This window comes from Streptomyces sp. KL109B, from assembly GCF_030766935.1.
In the GTDB taxonomy this organism is placed as follows: Bacteria; Actinomycetota; Actinomycetes; order Streptomycetales; family Streptomycetaceae; genus Streptomyces.
In genome coordinates, this window is the sequence record NZ_JASERL010000010.1 from 316,503 (window position 1) to 332,991 (window position 16,489).

The window sequence follows — 16,489 nt, forward strand, 5'->3', positions numbered from 1 at the left end:
CCAGAAGGGCGGGCACCCGGGCCCGAAAGCCCGAACATGCCCGCCCCCACTCTTCCTTACGGAGCCGCGCGCCTGCGCCGCGACCCCGGACGCCGCTCGCTCGGCCGCGTCACCGGGTCCCCCGCCTCGATGGCGGCGACCCTGCGCTTCGCCCCGAAGTCGGCGAGCGCGGCGGCCAGCTTCAGCACCGAGGGCTCGGGCGCCATGACGTCGACCCGCAGCCCGTGCTCCTCGGCGGTCTTCGCCGTGGCCGGACCGATGCACGCGATCACGGTCACGTTGTGCGGCTTGCCGGCGATACCCACCAGATTCCGCACCGTGCTCGACGACGTGAAGAGCACGGCGTCGAAACCGCCACCCTTGATCGCCTCACGCGTCTCGGCCGGCGGCGGCGAGGCGCGCACGGTCCGGTACGCCGTGACGTCGTCGACCTCCCAGCCCAGCTCGATGAGCCCGGCGACCAGCGTCTCCGTCGCGATGTCGGCGCGCGGCAGGAACACCCGGTCGATGGGATCAAACACGGGGTCGTACGGCGGCCAGTCCTCAAGCAGCCCGGCGGCGCTCTGCTCACCGCTCGGCACGAGATCCGGCTTCACGCCGAACGCGATCAGCGCCTGAGCCGTCTGCTCGCCCACCGCCGCGACCTTGATCCCGGCGAAGGCACGGGCGTCGAGCCCGTACTCCTCGAACTTCTCGCGCACGGCCTTGACCGCGTTCACGGACGTAAAGGCGATCCACTCGTAACGACCGGTCACGAGCCCCTTCACCGCGCGCTCCATCTGCTGCGGCGTACGCGGCGGCTCGACGGCGATCGTCGGAACCTCGTGCGGCACCGCGCCGTACGAGCTCAACTGGTCGGAGAGCGACGCCGCCTGCTCCTTCGTCCTGGGGACGAGCACCCGCCAGCCGAACAGCGGCTTCGACTCGAACCAGGACAGCTGGTCGCGCTGGGCGGCCGCGCTGCGCTCACCGACCACGGCTATGACCGGGCGGTTGCCCTCCGGCGACGGCAGCACCTTCGCCTGCTTCAGGGTCTGCGCGATCGTGCCGAGCGTCGCCGTCCACGTCTTCTGGCGCGTCGTCGTACCGGCGATCGTCACCGACAGCGGGGTGTCGGGCTTGCGGCCCGCCGCCACCAGTTCGCCGGCCGCGGCGCCCACCGCGTCGAGCGTCGTCGACACGACGATCGTGCCGTCGGACGCGCCGACCTCGGTCCAGCACCGCTCGGACGCGGTGGCCGCGTCGACGAAGCGGACGTCGGCGCCCTGCTCGTCGCGGAGCGGCACACCGGCGTACGCGGGCACGCCCACGGCCGCCGCGATGCCGGGCACGACCTCGAAGGTGATGCCCTCGGACGCGCAGGCGAGCATCTCCTCGGCCGCGTACGTGTCGAGGCCGGGGTCCCCGGAGACCGCACGCACGACCCGCTTGCCGCCCCGCGCGGCCTGCATGACAAGATTGGCCCAGTCCCTCAGAGCCGGGACCGCGACGGCAGTTGACGCACCGTCAGGGGTCGAGGTCTGCTCGGAGGAACCCGTGGCGTCGAGGACGGTCACGCCGGCCTTGGCGTGCGTCCGCACGACGTCGAGCACTTCGGGCTCGGCGATCAGCACATCCGCTCGGGTCAGGGCCTCCACGGCCCTGAGGGTCAGCAGTCCCGGGTCGCCGGGACCCGCACCCAGGAAGGTGACGTGCCCAGGTGCACAGGCGGTCGATACAGCGGTGGTGGGGCTCAAAGTGCTCGCTCCCCCATCAGACCGGCCGCGCCCTTGGCCAGCATCTCGGCGGCGAGTTCCCGCCCGAGCGCCAGCGCCTCGTCGTCCGACGAGGGCACGGGACCGGTGGTGGACAGCTGCACCAGCTCGGAGCCGTCGGTCGAGCCGACGACGCCGCGCAGGCGCATTTCCTTGACAATCTGCCCGTCGACCAGCAGGTCGGCCAGTGCACCCACAGGTGCGCTGCAGCCGGCCTCCAGGGCGGCGAGCAGGGACCGCTCGGCGGTCACGGCGGCCCGTGTGAACGGGTCGTCCATCTCGGCGAGCGCGGCGACGAGTTCGCTGTTCCCAGCGGCACACTCGACAGCCAGTGCCCCCTGGCCGGGGGCGGGCAGAATCATGTCGGTCGAGAGGAACTCGGTGACTTCCTCGCTGCGACCGGTGCGGCTGAGCCCGGCGGCCGCGAGGACCACGCCGTCCAGCTCGCCCTTCTCGACGAAACCGATCCGGGTGTCGATGTTCCCACGGATCGGCACGGTCTCGATCCGGATGCCGTGGCTGCGCGCGTACGCGTTCAACTGCGCCATGCGGCGCGGCGAACCGGTGCCGACGCGGGCACCCTCGGGCAGATCGGTGAACTTCAGTCCGTCGCGCGCGATCAGCACGTCCCGGGGGTCCTCGCGCACCGGCATGGCGGCGATCACCAGGTCGTCGGGGAGCGCGGTCGGCAGGTCCTTCAGGGAGTGCACCGCGAAGTCGACCTCGCCCTTGGCGAGCGCGTCGCGCAGCGCGGTGACGAAGACTCCGGTGCCGCCGATCTGCGCGAGGTGCTCGCGGGACGTGTCACCGTACGTGGTGATCTCCACGAGCTCGACCTCGCGGCCGGTCAACTGTCGTACGGCTTCGGCCACATGCCCGGACTGGGCCATGGCCAGCTTGCTGCGCCTGGTGCCCAGCCTCAGGGCTTTCTCGGCGGTCATGCCGGGCCTCGATTCTTGCCTTCTGCTTCGTGGGGGGTGGCCCGGGAAACGGCGGCGACCGTCTCCTGGTCCAGGTCGAACAGGGTCCGCAGGGCGTCCGCGTACCCGGCGCCGCCGGGCTCGGCGGCCAACTGCTTGACCCGTACGGTCGGCGCGTGCAGCAGCTTGTCCACCACGCGCCGCACGGTCTGGGTGATCTCCGCGCGCTGCTTCTCGTCGAGCCCCGGCAGCCTGCCGTCGAGCCGGGCGATCTCGCTGGCCACCACGTCCGCGGCCATCGTGCGCAGCGCGACGACGGTCGGCGTGATGTGCGCGGCCCGCTGCGCGGCGCCGAACGCGGCGACCTCGTCGGCCACGATGGACCGCACCAGGTCGACGTCGGCGGCCATCGGCGCGTCGGCGGAGGCGTCGGCGAGCGACTCGATGTCGACGAGGCGGACCCCGTCGATGCGGTGCGCGGCCGCGTCGACATCGCGCGGCATCGCCAGGTCGAGCAGGGCGAGCGCCACCTGTCGTACGGGCTCGGGGGCGCGCTCGCGGCGCATCTCCGGGACCCGTCCGGCGACGGCGAGCGCGGCGATGGTCGCGGCCTCGGAGGCCTGGACCGGGCGGACCTGCTCGCGCGGGGCGTTGTCGACCCAGGCGCCGTGCTGTTCGAGGGCGGCGGCGTCGAACCCGGCGACCGCGGCCTCGCCCTCGACGGAGAAGCCACCGCGCGCCGTCTCCACGGGACGGCTGTCGGCGGCCGCCCTGCCGGAGGCGGGGGCCTGCGCGGCGGGCACCTCGGCGCCCGCGGTCGGCGTGCGTCCGGCGACGGCGGAACGTACCGCCTCACCAGTGAGTACGAGTCCGGTCGCGCCGGTGCAGGAGATGGCGACGTCGGCACGTGTCAGCTCGTCGGCGACGGTGTCCATCGGGACGGCGCGGGCGTCCGTGCCCGCCTCTCCCAAGATCTCTACGAGCCGGTGCGCGCGCTCCAACGTCCGGTTGGCGACGACGACTTCGGCGACTCCGGCGCGCGCGAGGGTGGCCGCGGCCAGCGAGGACATCGAACCGGCGCCGATGACCAGCGCCCGCTTGCCCCGCGCCCAGACGTCCACCGGCTGCCCGGCGGCGAGCTGTTCGAGCCCGAACGTGACGAGCGACTGGCCCGCGCGGTCGATCCCGGTCTCCGAGTGGGCGCGCTTGCCGACCCGAAGCGCCTGCTGGAAGAGGTCGTTGAGGAGCTTGCCCGCGGAGTGCAGCTCCTGCGCCCGCGCGAGCGTGTCCTTGATCTGGCCGAGGATCTGGCCCTCGCCGACCACCATCGAGTCGAGCCCGCACGCCACCGAGAACAGGTGGTGCACCGCCCGGTCCTCGTAGTGCACGTACAGATAAGGGGTGAGCTCTTCGAGACCCACGCCGCTGTGCTGGGCGAGCAGCGTCGACAGCTCGGCGACACCGGCGTGGAACTTGTCCACGTCCGCGTACAGCTCGATGCGGTTGCAGGTGGCGAGGACGGCGGCCTCGGCGGCCGGTTCGGCGGCGAGGGTGTCCTGGAGGAGCTTGGCCTGGGTGTCCGCGTTCAGCGCGGCGCGCTCCAGGACGCTGACGGGGGCGCTGCGGTGGCTCAGACCTACGACGAGGAGGCTCATGCCGGCATCACGGCGGGCACGTCCCCGTCGGGTCCCTTGCGGTCGTCGTTGTTCTTCTCGGAGCCGGGGGCGGGCTTGGTGACCTTGGCGGCCGGGCCCTCGACACCGACCGCGCCCTCGGCGCCGTCGGCCCCGTCGATGGGGGCCTCGCCGGCCTTGCGCTGCTCGTGGAACGCGAGGATCTGCAGCTCGATGGAGAGGTCGACCTTGCGCACGTCGACACCGTCCGGGACGGAAAGGACGGTCGGCGCGAAGTTCAGGATGGAGGTGACACCGGCGGCGACGAGCCGGTCGCAGACCTGCTGCGCGGCGCCGGCCGGGGTCGCGATGACGCCGATGGACACGCCGTTGTCGTCGATGATCTTCTCGAGGTCGTCGGCGTGCTGCACGGCCATGCCCGCGACGGACTTCCCGGTCATCGCCGGATCGGCGTCGATCAGCGCCGCGACGCGGAAGCCGCGGGAGGCGAAACCACCGTAATTGGCAAGCGCCGCACCGAGGTTACCGATACCGACCATCACGATCGGCCAGTCCTGCGTCAGGCCCAGCTCGCGTGAGATCTGGTAGACGAGGTACTCGACGTCGTAGCCCACACCACGCGTCCCGTAGGAGCCGAGGTACGAGAAGTCCTTGCGCAGCTTCGCGGAGTTGACCCCCGCGGCGGCCGCCAGTTCCTCGGAGGAGACCGTGGGCACCGAGCGCTCCGACAGTGCGGTGAGGGCTCGGAGGTACAGCGGAAGCCTGGCGACGGTGGCCTCGGGAATCCCTCGGCTGCGGGTCGCCGGTCGGTGAGTTCGGCCAGTTGCCACGGTGCTCCTGCGGGTAGAGCGGGGCTGTGGGCGGCACCCTGCTACTCGACCGCCCCGTCGAATGCAGGCTATGTCTTTGTGAACGCGTGCACAAAGATGGTGTCCGATTTGCCCGGCCAACGTGACCGGGCTCACGCACGCCCCACGCGCAATCCTGGAACCGGAGCGCAGGTAGCGTCGTTGCTCACCTGTGGGGGCCAAAACGGCACACTCTCCTCAACGTTGCGTCGATCCACGCCCCCGAGACCAAAACCGCCCCCGATCCTAAGCGACTTTTGGGATCAGTTGGACTCCTCGGTCAGTGACTTGTGCGACCGCTATGAACGCTTCGCACACCGCCCGTCACCGCGTGAGCGCACGCCGCAGCCGCTCCTCCTGCACCCGCCAGAAGTCGTGCTGCGCGCCGTCGACGAGAACGACCGGGATCTGCTCCCAGTACTTGCGGTACAACTCCTTGTCCTCGGTGATGTCCTTCTTCTCCCAGTCCGCGCCCACCTCGGCGCAGACCTTCTCGATCACGACCTGCGCGTCGTCGCACAGATGGCAGCCCGGCTTCCCGATCAACGTGACGATCCGCTCACTGGGATCCTTCTTCTCGCGCGTACGAAAAATGGGACTCATACCGGCCATTCTCGCCCCACGGCCGCCCCATTCCGACGCCGAGATTTCACACGCCGACAGACTCCCGAAACCCGCGCGACCCCGGTGCCCCGAACAAACTGGCTATGCTCGCCACATGGCCGCTCTCGGATGGCTCACACCCCGTAGGCGCTCCGCCACCGCGCGGAGCGTGCTGGCAGGCGAGGCTTCGGCCGAGGCCGCCCGCAAGTCCTCCCAGGAGCTGGAGGAGCAGGCTCCGCCGGCCGACGAGGACGTACAGGAACCGGAGTTCCCGGTCGCGGGCGACGACAAGGCCGCCGCCTTCTTCGACCTCGACAACACCGTCATGCAGGGCGCGGCGATCTTCCACTTCGGCCGCGGCCTCTACAAGCGGAAGTTCTTCGAGCGCCGCGAACTGACCCGATTCGCCTGGCAGCAGGCCTGGTTCAGGCTCGCGGGGGTCGAGGACCCCGAGCACATGCAGGACGCCCAGAACAGCGCCCTGTCCATCGTGAAGGGCCACCGCGTCGCCGAGCTGATGTCCATCGGCGAGGAGATCTACGACGAGTACCTGGCCGAGCGGATCTGGCCCGGCACCCGCGCCCTCGCCCAGGCCCACCTGGACGCGGGCCAGAAGGTCTGGCTGGTCACCGCGGCCCCCGTGGAGATCGCCACGGTGATCGCCCGCCGCCTCGGCCTGACCGGCGCCCTCGGCACGGTCGCCGAGTCCATCGGCGGCGTCTACACCGGCCGGCTCGTCGGCGAACCGCTGCACGGCCCCGCGAAGGCGGAAGCCGTACGGGCGTTGGCCTCCGCCGAGGGCCTGGAGCTCGGCCGCTGCGCCGCGTACAGCGACTCGCACAACGACATCCCGATGCTCTCCCTCGTCGGGCACCCGTACGCGATCAACCCCGATACGAAGCTTCGCAAGTACGCGCGCGAGCGGGACTGGCGGCTGCGGGACTACCGCACGGGCCGCAAGGCCGCGAAGGTCGGGCTCCCGGCAGCGGCCGGTGTCGGAGCGGTCGCGGGCGGCACGGCCGCGGCGATCGCGCTGCACCGGCGCCGTCGCTGACGACATTCTGACGGGCTTACCCGCGCCCGGCTCCCGCCAGTCCCGTTGGTACCACTCGGCCACAACACGTCACACCCAGACACGGAATGTGAACGTATTCGATCAACAAACGGTCACTCTCTGGTACTTGAACCATCGCCGTACGACTACAGAAGTGACGTAATCGACGATTTGAGCAACTGGGTGTAGTGCTCCCTGCACGAAGCGTTATTCTCCTCAGACGCAAACCGGTACCCACGCGTCAGCACGACGGGTGAACGGTCCCGTACTGCACGTGATGAAAGCTCTGCCTCTGGGAGTCCCGTGTACCCACACGTCGGGGTTGACGCCTCGGGCCTGGCTACGCTGCACGCTACGGTCGTGGACCGCCTGCGCGGTTTCGTCCCCACCGCGCACGCCGTCCCCGCCCTCGCCGCCGCGGCAGCGGCCGCGCCCGCCCCTGCCTCGCCATGTTTCGCCATGGCCGATTCGACGGCCGCCACAGTCGGCAGACGCGCGCGCTCCGGCTCCGCCGGTGCGTCGGGTACGTCCACTGCTCGCAGGCCCGCTGCCGACAGCGACAGCGCCCGCATGATGGATCTGGTCGAGCGCGCCCAGGACGGCGAGGCCGACGCGTTCGGCCGGCTCTACGACCAGTACAGCGACACCGTGTACCGCTACATCTATTACCGCGTCGGCGGGAAGGCGACCGCGGAGGACCTCACCAGCGAGACCTTCCTGCGCGCGCTGCGCCGCATCGGCACGTTCACCTGGCAGGGCCGCGACTTCGGCGCCTGGCTGGTCACGATCGCGCGCAATCTGGTCGCCGACCACTTCAAGTCGAGCCGCTTCCGCCTCGAAGTGACCACGGGCGAAATGCTCGATGCGAACGAGGTGGAGCGCTCGCCCGAGGACTCGGTCCTGGAGTCGCTCTCGAACGCCGCCCTGCTCGACGCCGTGCGCCGACTGAACCCGCAGCAGCAGGAGTGCGTCACACTGCGCTTCCTCCAGGGCCTGTCCGTCGCCGAGACCGCCCGCGCCATGAACAAGAACGAGGGCGCGATCAAGACCCTCCAGTACCGGGCCGTGCGCACCCTCGCGCGCCTCCTGCCGGACGACGCCCGCTGACCCCACCCGCCCCTTCTTCGGCCCGACCGCCGTCACTGCCCGCAGTCCCCAACTCACCTACGGTGAAGGTGAGATGGGATCGCGCTCGGATCATCTTTCACGCGTAACCGAAGTGCCGAGCCGCTCGTTGTGCGGGATGCAGGCTCCCTGTGGTCACTCCCGACCGGGACGCACTCACTCGTTGGAGTGCATCTGGGTTCGGGGGTGCAACCCCAGGACCCCCTGGGGAGTCGACCGTCATGAGTGAGAGGAGGTGCCGCCAGTGATCGCGAACGTATCGGCACACCGGCGGGCGAACGCCTTCGCCCAGGCTCTGGAGGACCAGTCCGACCAGGACCCGGCGGCCCAGCAAGCGGAAGAAGCACCGGCGGCGCAGGCAGCGCCGGCGACCGAGGAGAGCGGCCTCACGGCCCTCGCCGCGGCCCTCGGCGAGCTGCCGAAGCCGGAGCTCGACCCCGAGGTGAAGGTGACGCAGCGGGCGCAGCTCGTCGCCGCCATGGAAGCCATGGTCCAGGAGGGCGGCGCGGGCGCCTCCGTACCGAAGCAGCGTCAGGGCAAGGGCGCCCACCGGGCGAGCCCGCTGCGCAAGCTGCGGCCCCGCTCCCGGCTCACCAAGGGCATCGCGGCGGGCGGGCTCACGGTCGGAGTGGCCGCGGGCGCGTTCAGCGGCGTGGCCGCCGCCTCGTCCGACGCGCTGCCCGGTGACCACCTCTACGGCCTCAAGCGCGGCATGGAGGACTTCAAGCTGGGCATGGCCAACAGCGACTCCGACAAGGGCCGGGCCTACCTGGACCAGGCGTCGACACGGCTGAGCGAGGCGCGCCGCCTCATGGAGCGCGGCCGCACGGGCCAGCTCGACCACGAGTCCGTGGGCGAGGTCAGGCGCGTGCTCTCCGGAGTGCAGTACGACGCCTCCGAGGGCCACAAGCTGCTCAGCGACGCGTACAAGCGCGACGGCTCGCTCGGCCCGATCCAGGCCCTGTCCGCGTTCTCCGACTCGCACCGGCAGAGCTGGACGGCTCTGAGCGACCGCCTCCCGGTCCAGCTCGGTGACGTACGGGACCAGGTGAGCTCGGTCTTCGACGCCATAGACGACGAAGTGGGCCCGCTGCGCTCCCTGCTCCCGAAGACCCCGGACAAGGACGACGCGGCGAACCCCGACAGCAGCCAGGGCGGTACGTCGCCGGGGACCCCGAGCACCGGCCGCTCCACGCCCTCCGGCGCCCCGGGCCACGACGACGGCGCCACGTCGACGAAGCCGAAGCCGTCCACGTCCGACAGCGGCAAGGACGAGGAGGGCCTGCTCGGCGAGAACACCGGCGGCCTCCTCGACCCCCCGAAGGACACGACGACCCCGAGTCCCTCGGACGACGCCCCCGACTCCAACACCGGCACGGGCTCCCCCAAGCCGGACGTGACGGTGCCGCCGCTACTGCCGGGCCTGTTGCCGGGCCTCGGCATCGACGGCGAGGACGCCGAGTAGCCAGCCACGGAAGCCGGTGCGGCGGCGCTCAGAAGAACACCGACCGCCGCTGCACCAGCAACTTGTAGAGCGTGTGCTGGATCTGTTCCCTGACCTGGTCCGTCAGGTTGAACATCAGCATCGGGTCCTCCGCCGCCTCCGGCGGGTAGCCGTCCGTCGGGATCGGCTCGCCGAACTGGATCGTCCACTTCGTGGGCAGCGGCACCGCGCCCAGCGGCCCCAGCCACGGGAACGTAGGCGTGATCGGGAAGTACGGGAAGCCCAGGAGGCGCGCCAGCGTCTTGGCGTTGCCGACCATCGGGTAGATCTCCTCCGCCCCGACGATCGAGCACGGCACGATCGGCGTCCCGGCGCGCAGCGCGGTCGACACAAAGCCGCCGCGGCCGAAGCGCTGCAACTTGTACCGCTCGCTGAACGGCTTGCCGACGCCCTTGAAACCCTCCGGCATCACGCCGACCAGCTCCCCGCCCTCGAGGAGACGCTGCGCGTCCTCCGCGCAGGCCAGCGTGTGCCCGGCCTTCCGGGCCAGCTCGTTGACCACCGGCAGCATGAACACCAAGTCGGCGGCCAGGAGCCGCAGATGGCGGCCCGACGGATGGTTGTCGTGCACGGCGACCTGCATCATCAGGCCGTCAAGCGGCAGCGTCCCCGAGTGGTTGGAGACGATCAGGGCCCCGCCCTCGGCCGGGATGTTCTCGATGCCCTTCACCTCGACCCGGAAGTAGTTCTCCGCGACCGGGCGCAGCAGCGACATCAGGACCTGGTCGGTGAGCTCCTCGTCGTAGCCGAACTCGTCGACGTCGTAGTCCCCGGTGATCCGCCGCCGCAGAAACGCGAGCCCACCCGCGATCTTCCGGTCCCAGCCGCCGCGCCGCGGCTCCTCGGACCGCTCCTCCGGCTCGGGCTCTGCCTCGGGTTCGGGCTGCGGCGCCTGCAGCGGCCGCACCTCCCGTACGGCCCCGGGCTCGCCCTTGCGTCGCGCGCCGCGCCCGCGGCGTCCCGCGCCCTTCCCCGCCGCCCCTCGCGACCTGTCGTCGTCGAACGGAATGACCTTGGCGTCCGCCATCGTTGATGCGCTCCTCAGTTGGCGCTCTGCGTCGGGGGGTGGCTGGGTGTGCGGGCACGGCCGCTGTTCAGGAACGGCAGCGCGGCGATCCGGTCCACGGCCCCCGCGAGGGCCTGCGGCGGCAGCAGCCCCGGGCCCCGGCCGCGTACGAACTCCGCGAAGGCCTCCGCGGTCGTGTATCTGGGGGCGAAGCCCAGGGTGTCGCGCATCTGGGCCGTCGACACCACCCGCCCGTGCGTGAGCAGCCGGATCTGCTCGGGCGAGAAGTCCGTCGCGCCCAGCGTGCGCAGCGCGCCGCCGACCCAGGTCACGGCGGGAAGCAGGAACGGGACGGTCGGCCGGCCGAGCCGCCTCGAGCACTGCGAAAGCAGCAGCACTCCATCCCCCGCGATATTGAACGTGCCGCTGTTCAACGTTCCCCTGGCCGGCTCGTGCGAGGCGATCCGCAGCACCTCGATCACGTCGTCCTCGTGCACGAACTGCAGCCGCGGGTCGTAGCCGAACACGGTCGGCAGGACCGGCAGCGAGAAATACTCGGCGAGCGGCGAATCGGCCGTAGGACCAAGGATGTTGGCGAAGCGCAGCACACACACCGCGACATCCGGGCGGCGCCGGGCGAACCCGCGCACATACCCCTCGACCTCGACGGTGTCCTTGGCGAAGCCGCCGCTCGGCAGCGACTTCGGCGGCGTCGTCTCGGTGAAGACGGCGGGGTCGCGCGGCGCGGAGCCGTAGACGTTCGTACTGGACTTCACCACGAGGCGCTTCACCTGCGGCGCCTTCTGGCAGGCGCCGAGCAGCTGCATCGTGCCGATGACGTTGGTCTCCTTGACCGCGCCCCGGCCGCCGCTGGCCAGCGGGGTCCCGGTCACGTCCATGTGCACGACGGTGTCCACGGCGTACTCGGCGAGCACCCGCGCGATCGTCGGTTGCCGAATGTCGGCCTGGAGGAAATCCGCGCCGCCAAGATGGTGCGCGGGCGGCACCGCGTCCACCCCGATGACCCGGTCCACCTCGGGGTCACGCTGAATCCTGCGTACGAACCGGCCCCCGAGCTGCCGGGCCACCCCGGTCACGAGCACGACCTTGCCCAAGATCAGCGCCTACCTTCCGTCCCAGCCCGCCGCGCTCCGCAATCACTGACTGCGGGCCACGTTAGCGGTTCGATGTTGCGCTGTGATGACTGCTCGATGCAGGAAGTGACGACGGCCACACGAGCAGGTAACGGAAGGTTCCGAAGTGAACATTTGCCTGCTCAAGGGACGCGCCCACGCTCCCTCGCTCGCAACGCAATGTGGCCCTCCCACCGGACGGTGAGAGGGCCACAAGGCGCGCTTTTCAGCAGCGGTCGCTTACTTCTTGTTGCGACGCTGCACACGCGTGCGCTTCAGCAGCTTGCGGTGCTTCTTCTTCGCCATCCGCTTACGCCGCTTCTTGATTACAGAGCCCACGACTACCCTCGCTCACTTCTCGGACAACCCCCGCTTCGCGGGGACAATCACTCGGTGCGGGGCTGCATTGGGGCCCACACGACCTACGAGGGGCTAGCCTACCCCGCCCCGAGCGCCGAGCAGAAATCGAGGTCCGCAGGATCCTGTGGATCAGCCGGCGTCCACCCCCACATAAGAGTCGCGGAGGTACTCGTGGACCGCGTTCTCCGGGACTCGGAAGGACCTCCCCACCCGGATCGCGGGCAGATGACCGCTGTGCACCAAGCGGTACACGGTCATCTTCGATACACGCATCACCGCGGCGACCTCCGCCACGGTCAGGAACGCCACCTCGGATAGAGGCCTCTGGTCAGCAGCCATGACACACCTGAACCTTCCGCACTCGACGGCCACCGGCTTCCCCTTCCGGTGACTCAACGTCGTTGCGTGCTCACTCCCCAATGTAGAGGCGGGTGATGCGAGTGGGGAAGAGGAGCAGCGATCGGCCGCCTACTGTGACAGACACGCTCGATTGAGTACATAGCGAGTAAGCGGTCGGTAGTAATCAGACCGCACAGCGTCATCAAGTGGAACGACGACGGACACCTGCCCCTCGGCCTCACCGACGAACAGGGCGGGATCGTCCGTATCGGCCAGACCGATGGCGTCGAACCCCAACTGACCTGCACCGCAGACCCATCCGTGGTCCCCGACGACCAACTCGGGAAGCGGCCCGCCGGCCTCCGAAAGAGCCCCGAGCGCCAGCCGAACCGGGAGCGGTGAGTGGGTGTGTGCGCCGGTCTCACCACCCACCGGGTACGCGCCCGGTTCGCGCACCAGCGCGACTCCTCGGTCGTAGTCGAGGTTGTACGTGCGTAGGCCGAACCGGGTCGTTATGTCGACACTGCGGCCCTGCGCGGGGGTGAGGACGGGGCAGCCGACCGCCGACAGGGCATCGGCCAACGCGGCGTAGAAACCGAGCAGTCGGTGCGGATGTCCCGTCCCGAACAGCACCGGGGAACGGCATTCCGCAGCCCTTCCGAGGCGCTCCGCAAACGCGTCCAGCGCGGCCAACGTCCGTTCCGGATCGATGACATCGTGCCCCGTCCGGAGCTCCGGGTCCCGGGAAACCCCACACTTGTCCGCCATCAGCGCCAGCAAGTCCCGGTGCCCCCACACCCACTCGGGGTCGAGCCCGAGCATCACCCTCGGGTCCCGCGCCTCAAACAGGCGGTAACTCCGCAGACTCTCCTCACGGGAGGTCGCCACGGGCCCGGCAAGCCGAGCCGCCAACAGGTGCGCGCGCAGGGCGCCGACGCTCAACACCCTTGCGATGTTGCTGCATTGCCCCGCCCCCCACCCCCCTTTCCCCGAAACACCCCACAGTCGGAGTAACGCCCCCCTCCCCACTGCTCAATCACCGCACCCCTCACGGCAACAGCCCCCGCAGGGGATACGCCGCCTTCCGCGTAGCCAGAACCGCCTGGTCGAGCCGGTCCGCCGGGTCGTACCCGGCCTCCCACTCCCGATACGCCACGGGCCACCGCCCATCCGTCATCCGCCGCGGAGCCAACTCCCGCGTCCGCGCGAACACTTCCTGCCGCCACCCGTCAGGAATCACCGTCTCCGGCGCGATCTCCCGCCCCGCCGCGATCCCCACCAGATGCGTCCACGACCGCGGCACCACATCCACCACCGCGTACCCACCCCCACCGAGCGCGACCCACTTCCCGTCCGCGTACTCGTGCGCCCACTCATGACACGCCACCTGCACCGCCCGCTGCGCATCCAGCGAAACCGCCAGATGCGCGAGCGGATCCTCGAAGTGCGTATCCGCCCCGTGCTGCGTCACCAACACCTGCGGCCGGAACTCCGCCAACAACTCCGGCACCACCGCGTGCAACGCCCGCAACCACCCCGCGTCCCCGGTCCCCGCCGGCAACGCCACATTCACCGCCGTGCCCTCCGCGGCCCCATCGGCCCCGGTCTCCTCCGGCCACCCGGTCTGCGGAAACAACGTCCGCGGATGCTCGTGCAACGAAATCGTCAGAACCCGCGGGTCCTCCCAGAACGCGGCCTGCACCCCGTCCCCGTGGTGCACATCCACATCCACGTACACGACCCGCTCGACGCCCAGCTCCAGCAACCGCGCGATCGCCAGCGCCGCGTCGTTGTACACACAGAACCCGGCCGCCGCCCCCGGCATCGCATGGTGCAACCCACCCGCGAAGTTCACCGCGTGCAGCGCGTCCCCCCGCCACACGCTCTCCGCCGCCCCCACCGACTGCCCGGCGATCAGCGCGGACACCTCGTGCATCCCGGCGAAGGCGGGGTCGTCCATGGTCCCGAGCCCGTACGCCTGGTCGGCCCCCGCCGGATCGACCGACGCGGCCTTCACGGCCTCCACGTAGTCCTCGCGGTGCACGAGCCGCAGCGTCGACTCCCCGGCCGCCCTCGCCGCGACGACGTCCACGTCCCGGTCGAGCCCGAAGGCATCCACAAGGCTTCGCGTCAGCTCCAGCCTGACCGGATCCATCGGATGCCCGGGCCCGAAGTCATACCCCGTTACCGCCGGGTCCCACATCAATTGCGCGCGGCCGCTCATGCCCGCCACCGTATCGGTCCCCCCGCTCCCCGAAGGAAGGGGCGTACACGAGCGTCACCAGCACCAACGCCATCGGCACCAGCATCGCCCCGCGATAACTCCAGGCATCCCCCAACGCCCCCACAAGCGGCGAACCCACCAGAAACCCGACGTAGTTGAAGATATTGAGCCGCGCCACCGCCGCATCCGACGCCCCCGGAAACAGTCTCCCCGCCGCGGCGAACGTCTGCGGCACGATCACGCACAACCCGAGCCCCAGCAACGTAAACCCGAGCATCCCCACCCACGCCCCCGGCGCCACAGCCACCACACCGAACCCACCAGCGGCCACCACAGTCCCCAGCCGCACCACCGCCACGGCCCCGAACCTCCGCACCCCCACATCCCCGACGGCCCGCCCCACCAGCGTCATCACCATGTAGACGTTGTACGGGACGGTCGACAGCTGCTCCGAACTCCCCAGCACATCCTGCAAATACTTGGCGCTCCAATTGGAGACCGTCGAATCCCCGATGTACGCGAACGACATCACCAGGCACAGCGGCAACAACACCTTGAAGACGACCTGGCCACCATCCCCGGCAACCTCCTCCTCCGCCGCCACCTGGCCACTCGCCCGCCCGTCCACGTACCACCGGCTCCCCAGGAGACACAGCGGCAACAGCACGCACGCCACCGGCAGATACAGCACGAACAGCGTCAGATCCCAGTGCGCCCCGACCCACGCCAGCGAGGCCCCGACGATCCCCCCGAGGCTGTACGCGGCGTGGAACCCGAGCATGATGCTCCGCCCGTACGCCCGCTGGAGGCTGACCCCGAGCATGTTCATCGAGGCGTCGAGCGCCCCCACCGAAAGCCCGAACGCGGCGAGCGCGACGGCGACTTCGGCCACGTCGTCCCCGGCCCCGACCCCGAGCAACGCCAGCAGCACGACGGGCTGCGACCACCGCAGCACCCGACTGGGCCGCACCCTCTTCACCAACTGCTCGGTGCCTACGCTGCCGACCCCGGCCAGCACCGGAACCGCCGCCAGGAACACGGGCAGCAGCGCGTCGGATATCCCGTACTGGTCCTGAATCGCGGGTATCCGCGTCACGAGCAACGCGAACGCGGCCCCCTGCGCGAAGAAACTGAACCCCAGGGCCCCGCGCCCCCACCGCAACGCGCCACTGCCCTTGCCATTGCCCTTGCCATCGGTCATGGCGGCACAGCGTAGGCCGCGTCCTTACCCGTTGGTAGATGGATCACAAAACCATGGGCCGACCGTGACCTCAGCCCAGCAGCCGCGGCAACTCCCGCATGTCGTCGAAGAGTTCATCGGCCCCAGCCCCGGCAAGCCGCTCGGCCGGCGTCATCGCCGTGAACCCGTACACATCCATCCCCGCGGCGACGGCCGCCTGCACCCCGAGCGGACTGTCCTCGACGACCACACACCGTTCCGGCGCCACCCCCATCCGCTCCGCGGCGTACAGAAACAGATCCGGCGCCGGCTTCCCCCGCCCCACATCCTGCGAACTGAAAATCCGCTCGTCCCCGAACCACTTGTCGAGCCCGGTCTTCCGATGCCCGACCCGAATCCGCTCGTGACTCCCGGACGACGCGACGCAATACGGAACCCCGTCCGCACTCAGCCTCTCCAATACTTCACCGACCCCGTCGACCGGCTCCAACTCCCTCTGAAACGCCGCGAACACCCGCGCATGAAAGCTGTCGTCGAAGTCCTCGGGCAACCGCTGCCCGGTCCGCTCCAGAACCAGATCGTGTACGCGGTGCATGGCGGCGCCCATGTAGTCCCGCAGGGATTCCTCGTACGTGGTCGGGTGTCCGAGCTCCGTGAGATAGCCGGCCAGGAGCGTATTGGAGATCGGCTCACTGTCGACGAGCACACCGTCGTTGTCGAAGATGACGAGGTCGTAGCGCATACCCATACCTTCGACCCTAAACGCAGAAAAGCCCGGACCGTATCCCGGTCCGGGCTTTTCTCT

At 70.2% G+C, this 16,489-nt stretch carries 16 protein-coding genes; 3 read left to right on the plus strand and 13 right to left on the minus strand.

Going from position 1 to position 16,489, the window contains the following annotated elements; all coding sequences use genetic code 11:
- Nucleotides 1–56: 56 nt before the first annotated feature.
- The 5 genes from RBJ65_RS30535 to RBJ65_RS30555 form a co-directional block, all read right to left on the minus strand.
- A complete protein-coding gene (locus RBJ65_RS30535) occupies nucleotides 57–1,736 on the minus strand; it encodes a bifunctional uroporphyrinogen-III C-methyltransferase/uroporphyrinogen-III synthase (RefSeq protein WP_306322971.1) in 1,680 nt (559 codons plus the stop codon).
- Complete coding sequence (hemC, locus tag RBJ65_RS30540; RefSeq protein ID WP_306322970.1) at nucleotides 1,733–2,695, minus strand: hydroxymethylbilane synthase; 963 nt, start codon at nucleotides 2,693–2,695, stop codon at nucleotides 1,733–1,735. The genes RBJ65_RS30535 and hemC overlap by 4 nt, the downstream gene beginning before the upstream one ends.
- The gene (locus RBJ65_RS30545) at nucleotides 2,692–4,329 is read right to left on the minus strand and encodes a glutamyl-tRNA reductase (protein ID WP_306322969.1); all 1,638 of its coding nucleotides are present in this window, start codon (nucleotides 4,327–4,329) and stop codon (nucleotides 2,692–2,694) included. The genes hemC and RBJ65_RS30545 overlap by 4 nt, the downstream gene beginning before the upstream one ends.
- Complete coding sequence (locus RBJ65_RS30550) at nucleotides 4,326–5,138, minus strand: redox-sensing transcriptional repressor Rex (RefSeq protein WP_306322968.1); 813 nt, start codon at nucleotides 5,136–5,138, stop codon at nucleotides 4,326–4,328. The genes RBJ65_RS30545 and RBJ65_RS30550 overlap by 4 nt, the downstream gene beginning before the upstream one ends.
- A gap of 342 nt (nucleotides 5,139–5,480) precedes the next feature.
- Nucleotides 5,481–5,768: a glutaredoxin family protein gene (locus tag RBJ65_RS30555; protein ID WP_372341427.1), complete on the minus strand. Its 288-nt coding sequence runs from the start codon at nucleotides 5,766–5,768 to the stop codon at nucleotides 5,481–5,483.
- A gap of 106 nt (nucleotides 5,769–5,874) precedes the next feature.
- On the opposite strand from RBJ65_RS30555, the gene RBJ65_RS30560 reads away from it, so the two are divergent.
- From RBJ65_RS30560 to RBJ65_RS30570, 3 genes are all read left to right on the plus strand, one after another.
- Complete coding sequence (locus tag RBJ65_RS30560) at nucleotides 5,875–6,813, plus strand: HAD family phosphatase (RefSeq protein ID WP_306322966.1); 939 nt, start codon at nucleotides 5,875–5,877, stop codon at nucleotides 6,811–6,813.
- A 303-nt stretch (nucleotides 6,814–7,116) separates the two neighbouring features.
- Nucleotides 7,117–7,920 carry an ECF subfamily RNA polymerase sigma factor, BldN family gene (locus RBJ65_RS30565; RefSeq protein WP_306322965.1) on the plus strand — a complete coding sequence of 268 codons (804 nt, stop codon included), beginning with the start codon at nucleotides 7,117–7,119 and terminating at the stop codon, nucleotides 7,918–7,920.
- Between the two features lie 262 nt (nucleotides 7,921–8,182).
- Nucleotides 8,183–9,403, plus strand: a complete 1,221-nt coding sequence (locus RBJ65_RS30570; protein WP_306322964.1) for a DUF5667 domain-containing protein — start codon at nucleotides 8,183–8,185, stop codon at nucleotides 9,401–9,403.
- A gap of 28 nt (nucleotides 9,404–9,431) precedes the next feature.
- On the opposite strand, the gene RBJ65_RS30575 is transcribed toward RBJ65_RS30570, so the two are convergent.
- The 8 genes from RBJ65_RS30575 to RBJ65_RS30610 all read right to left on the minus strand — a co-directional run bounded on the left by RBJ65_RS30575 (nucleotide 9,432) and on the right by RBJ65_RS30610 (nucleotide 16,426).
- Nucleotides 9,432–10,469, minus strand: coding sequence for a lysophospholipid acyltransferase family protein (locus tag RBJ65_RS30575; protein WP_306322963.1), 1,038 nt, complete (start codon nucleotides 10,467–10,469; stop codon nucleotides 9,432–9,434).
- 14 nt (nucleotides 10,470–10,483) lie between these two features.
- A complete protein-coding gene (locus tag RBJ65_RS30580) occupies nucleotides 10,484–11,563 on the minus strand; it encodes an NAD-dependent epimerase/dehydratase family protein (protein ID WP_306322962.1) in 1,080 nt (359 codons plus the stop codon).
- 258 nt (nucleotides 11,564–11,821) lie between these two features.
- Nucleotides 11,822–11,920, minus strand: coding sequence for a 30S ribosomal protein bS22 (locus RBJ65_RS30585; protein WP_003948845.1), 99 nt, complete (start codon nucleotides 11,918–11,920; stop codon nucleotides 11,822–11,824).
- Between the two features lie 150 nt (nucleotides 11,921–12,070).
- Nucleotides 12,071–12,280, minus strand: a complete 210-nt coding sequence (locus tag RBJ65_RS30590; RefSeq protein WP_266711274.1) for a helix-turn-helix domain-containing protein — start codon at nucleotides 12,278–12,280, stop codon at nucleotides 12,071–12,073.
- Between the two features lie 129 nt (nucleotides 12,281–12,409).
- Entirely contained in the window at nucleotides 12,410–13,225 is an 816-nt protein-coding gene (locus RBJ65_RS30595) for a phosphatase (RefSeq protein WP_306322961.1), read from the minus strand.
- A gap of 103 nt (nucleotides 13,226–13,328) precedes the next feature.
- Nucleotides 13,329–14,504: an acetoin utilization protein AcuC gene (locus RBJ65_RS30600; RefSeq protein ID WP_306322960.1), complete on the minus strand. Its 1,176-nt coding sequence runs from the start codon at nucleotides 14,502–14,504 to the stop codon at nucleotides 13,329–13,331.
- Nucleotides 14,455–15,705: an MFS transporter gene (locus tag RBJ65_RS30605; RefSeq protein WP_306322959.1), complete on the minus strand. Its 1,251-nt coding sequence runs from the start codon at nucleotides 15,703–15,705 to the stop codon at nucleotides 14,455–14,457. Before RBJ65_RS30605 ends, RBJ65_RS30600 begins: the two co-directional genes overlap by 50 nt.
- A gap of 70 nt (nucleotides 15,706–15,775) precedes the next feature.
- Nucleotides 15,776–16,426: an HAD family phosphatase gene (locus RBJ65_RS30610; protein WP_306323043.1), complete on the minus strand. Its 651-nt coding sequence runs from the start codon at nucleotides 16,424–16,426 to the stop codon at nucleotides 15,776–15,778.
- Between the last annotated feature and the right edge of the window lie 63 nt (nucleotides 16,427–16,489).

Bases quoted from the DNA above. Each gene is read 5' to 3' on its own strand.
- hemC (WP_306322970.1), bottom strand. From the start codon at position 2,695: ATGACCGCCGAGAAAGCCCTGAGGCTGGGCACCAGGCGCAGCAAGCTG.
- RBJ65_RS30545 (WP_306322969.1), bottom strand. From the start codon at position 4,329: ATGAGCCTCCTCGTCGTAGGTCTGAGCCACCGCAGCGCCCCCGTCAGC.
- RBJ65_RS30555 (WP_372341427.1), bottom strand. From the start codon at position 5,768: ATGGCCGGTATGAGTCCCATTTTTCGTACGCGCGAGAAGAAGGATCCC.
- RBJ65_RS30560 (WP_306322966.1), top strand. From the start codon at position 5,875: ATGGCCGCTCTCGGATGGCTCACACCCCGTAGGCGCTCCGCCACCGCG.
- RBJ65_RS30575 (WP_306322963.1), bottom strand. From the start codon at position 10,469: ATGGCGGACGCCAAGGTCATTCCGTTCGACGACGACAGGTCGCGAGGG.
- RBJ65_RS30590 (WP_266711274.1), bottom strand. From the start codon at position 12,280: ATGGCTGCTGACCAGAGGCCTCTATCCGAGGTGGCGTTCCTGACCGTG.
- RBJ65_RS30600 (WP_306322960.1), bottom strand. From the start codon at position 14,504: ATGAGCGGCCGCGCGCAATTGATGTGGGACCCGGCGGTAACGGGGTAT.
- RBJ65_RS30605 (WP_306322959.1), bottom strand. From the start codon at position 15,705: ATGACCGATGGCAAGGGCAATGGCAAGGGCAGTGGCGCGTTGCGGTGG.
- RBJ65_RS30610 (WP_306323043.1), bottom strand. From the start codon at position 16,426: ATGCGCTACGACCTCGTCATCTTCGACAACGACGGTGTGCTCGTCGAC.